The organism is Streptomyces sp. MnatMP-M17 (genome assembly GCF_900091995.1).
GTDB lineage: Bacteria > Actinomycetota > Actinomycetes > Streptomycetales > Streptomycetaceae > Streptomyces.
Map to the genome: position 1 here is coordinate 1 of NZ_FMDK01000456.1, position 3,390 is coordinate 3,390.

General features: G+C 70.0%; 2 protein-coding genes. One reads left to right on the plus strand and one right to left on the minus strand.

Features of this window, described 5'->3' with window-relative positions; translation table 11 throughout:
• The coding region (locus GA0115259_RS41195) for a FitA-like ribbon-helix-helix domain-containing protein (RefSeq protein ID WP_218104226.1) at positions 1-234 on the minus strand (234 nt) is incomplete at its 3' end.
• A gap of 159 nt (positions 235-393) precedes the next feature.
• Between GA0115259_RS41195 and GA0115259_RS20575 the strand changes: the two genes are divergently transcribed.
• Complete coding sequence (locus GA0115259_RS20575) at positions 394-3,123, plus strand: bifunctional FO biosynthesis protein CofGH (RefSeq protein ID WP_256098061.1); 2,730 nt, start codon at positions 394-396, stop codon at positions 3,121-3,123.
• Positions 3,124-3,390: the final 267 nt, after the last annotated feature.

Below are 3,390 nucleotides of genomic sequence, written 5' to 3' on the forward strand. Positions count from 1 at the left end.
CGGGGTCCCGAGTGCCGTGCGGCACGCGGTGAACCGCCGTACCGATGCGCCGGGACCGGGATCAGACCGAGGTCTCGACGACTTCGATCTCGCACCGTGCCGCGCCGCTGTGGTGGCCGCGCCGACGAGGAGTTCCAATGTGTAGGCCTGGAGGGACTTTCCGGCTTGGGCGGCACGGGCCTTCAGTATGGCGAGGGCGCTTTCCGGAACGTCCCGGATGGTGAGAGCGGTCATGGCTGCAATATGGCATCAATGCATGCGTAATGCAGTCAATCTGTTCGGGTCCGACCCGGGCATCTCTGCGCGACGCGAGCCCCGGGCGCGGCTCGTGAGCTGTGTCTCCGGTCTGGACCGTGCCCTCGTGAGGTGGGGGCTCGAACGTATCCTCAAAGGATGACGACGCGCGTGCCGCAGGAACCCGGGACCGGACGATCCGCTGAACGGCCGACCGGACGGTCCGTCGAACAGCCGGCCGGGCAACCCGTTGAACGGTCGGCCGAACGACCCGTCGAGCCGCCCGCCGAGGTCGCCGAACGCCCCGCCGAAGCCACCCAAGCCCTCACCCGCCCCACCGCCGGCTCCATGCGCCGCGCGCTGAAGCGGGCGCGGGACGGCGTCGCTCTCGATGTCGGTGAGGCGGCCGTGCTGCTTCAGGCCCGTGGTGACGACCTCACCGATCTCGCCGCCTCCGCCGCGCGCGTACGGGACGCGGGCCTCGCCGCGGCCGGGCGGCCCGGGATCATCACGTACTCCCGCAAGGTCTTCATCCCGCTGACCCGGCTGTGCCGCGACAAGTGCCACTACTGCACCTTCGTGACCGTGCCCGGCAAGCTGCGCCGGGCGGGCCACGGCATGTTCCTGTCGCCCGACGAGGTCCTGGAGATCGCCCGCCGAGGAGCCGAACTGGGCTGCAAGGAAGCCCTGTTCACCCTCGGCGACAAGCCCGAGGACCGGTGGCCCGAGGCCCGCGAGTGGCTGGAGGCCGAAGGCTACGACGACACCCTGGCCTATGTCCGGGCCATGGCGATCCGCGTCCTGGAGGAGACCGGCCTGCTGCCGCATCTCAATCCCGGCGTTCTGTCCTGGACCGACTTCCAGCGGCTCAAGCCCGTCGCGCCGAGCATGGGCATGATGCTGGAGACCACCGCGACCCGGCTCTGGTCCGAGCCCGGCGGACCGCACCACGGTTCGCCGGACAAGGAGCCCGCCGTACGGCTGCGGGTGCTGGAGGACGCGGGCCGCTCCAACGTCCCGTTCACCAGCGGCGTGCTGATCGGGATCGGTGAGTCGTACGAGGAGCGCGCCGACTCCCTCTTCGAACTCCGGCGCGTCCAGCGGGCGTACCACGGCATCCAGGAAGTCATCGTCCAGAACTTCCGTGCCAAGCCCGACACGGCGATGCGCGGGATGCCCGACGCGGAGCTGGAGGAGCTGGCGGCGGCCATCGCCGTGGCCCGGCACATCCTCGGTCCGTCCGCGCGTATCCAGGCGCCGCCCAATCTGGTGGACGCCGAGTACGCCCTGCTGATCGGCGCGGGCATCGACGACTGGGGCGGTGTCTCGCCGCTGACTCCGGACCATGTCAACCCCGAGCGTCCCTGGCCGCACATCGACGAACTGGCCGCGAAGACCGCCGAGTCCGGCTTCGAGCTGCGCGAACGCCTCACGATCTACCCGGAGTTCATCCAGCGCGGCGAGCCCTGGCTCGATCCACGGCTGCTGCCGCATGTACGGGCGCTCGCGGACCCGGAGACCGGTCTCGCGCGCGAGGTGAACCCGGCCGGGCTGCCCTGGCAGGAGCCGGACGAGGGCTTCACGGCGAGCGGCCGGACCGATCTGCACCGCACCATCGACACCGAGGGCCGCACGGCCGACCGCCGTGACGACTTCGACGAGGTGTACGGCGACTGGGAGGCGCTGCGCGAGGCGGCGGCGCCCGGCATGGTGCCCTCCCGTATCGACACCGACGTACGGACGGCTCTCGCGCAGGCCGCCGACGACCCGACGAAACTCACCGACGACGAGGCGCTCGCCCTGCTCCACGCGGACGGTCCCGCGCTGGACGCGCTGACGCGGATCGCCGACGAGCTGCGGCGCGATGTAGTCGGCGACGATGTCACGTACATCGTCACGCGCAATATCAACTTCACCAATGTCTGCTACACGGGCTGCCGTTTCTGCGCCTTCGCGCAGCGCCGTACGGACGCCGACGCGTACACGCTCTCCCTCGATCAGGTCGCGGACCGCGCCGAGCAGGCGTGGGAGGTGGGCGCGGTCGAGGTCTGCATGCAGGGCGGTATCCATCCGGATCTGCCGGGCACGGCGTACTTCGACATCGCCCGCGCGGTGAAGAAGCGCGTCCCGGGCATGCACATCCACGCCTTCTCGCCGATGGAGGTCGTCAACGGCGCCTCGCGCACCGGTCTGTCGATCCGCGAATGGCTGACGGCCGCCAAGGAGGCCGGACTCGACTCGATTCCCGGCACGGCGGCGGAGATCCTGGACGACGAGGTCCGCTGGATCCTCACCAAGGGCAAGCTCCCGACGGCGACCTGGATCGAGGTCGTCAAGACGGCCCATGAACTGGGCATCCGCTCCAGCTCCACGATGATGTACGGCCATGTGGACCAGCCACGCCACTGGCTCGGCCACTTCCGTACGCTGGCCGGGATCCAGCAGGAGACCGGCGGCTTCACCGAGTTCGTCACCCTTCCCTTCATCCACACCAACGCACCTGTCTATCTGGCCGGTATCGCCCGTCCGGGACCGACGGACCGCGACAACCGCGCGGTGATGGCGATGGCCCGGCTTTTGCTCCACCCGCACATCACCAATATCCAGACGAGCTGGGTGAAGCTGGGCACGGAAGGCGCGGCGGAGATGCTCCGCTCCGGCGCCAACGACCTGGGCGGCACGCTGATGGAGGAGACCATCTCCCGGATGGCGGGCTCCAGTTACGGCTCGTACCGCTCGGTCAAGGACCTGGTGGCGATCGCCGAGGCGGCCGGCCGTCCGGCGAAGCCGCGTACGACGCTGTACGGCGAGGTCCCGGAGGAGCGCGTACGCACGGCGGCGGCCTCGGACGGCCATCTGCCGCAACTGCTGCCGGTGCTGCCCGCGTAGCCTGCGGGGCTGCGGGGCGTCGGTGCAGGTCTGGGATGCCCGAACGACGGCCGCTGAAAACCGCTCGGTCGGTGTCAGCGGCCGTTGTTAGTCTCCTGGTCCCGTCAAGATCGGCGGGGCCTCACAGGGGAGGGGACACGTGGCCATGCGCAGACGTGGAAGACGCTTCACGACGGGATCACTTGTCGTGGCGGCGGTTTTAGGGGCTCAGGGGACGGCGGTGGCGGCGGTCTCGGCTGTCGCGGCGGAGAATCTGCCGCCGCGACA

What these genes read in the sequence shown, in the direction of transcription:
- GA0115259_RS20575 (WP_256098061.1), top strand. Translation starts at nt 394, where the DNA reads ATGACGACGCGCGTGCCGCAGGAACCCGGGACCGGACGATCCGCTGAA.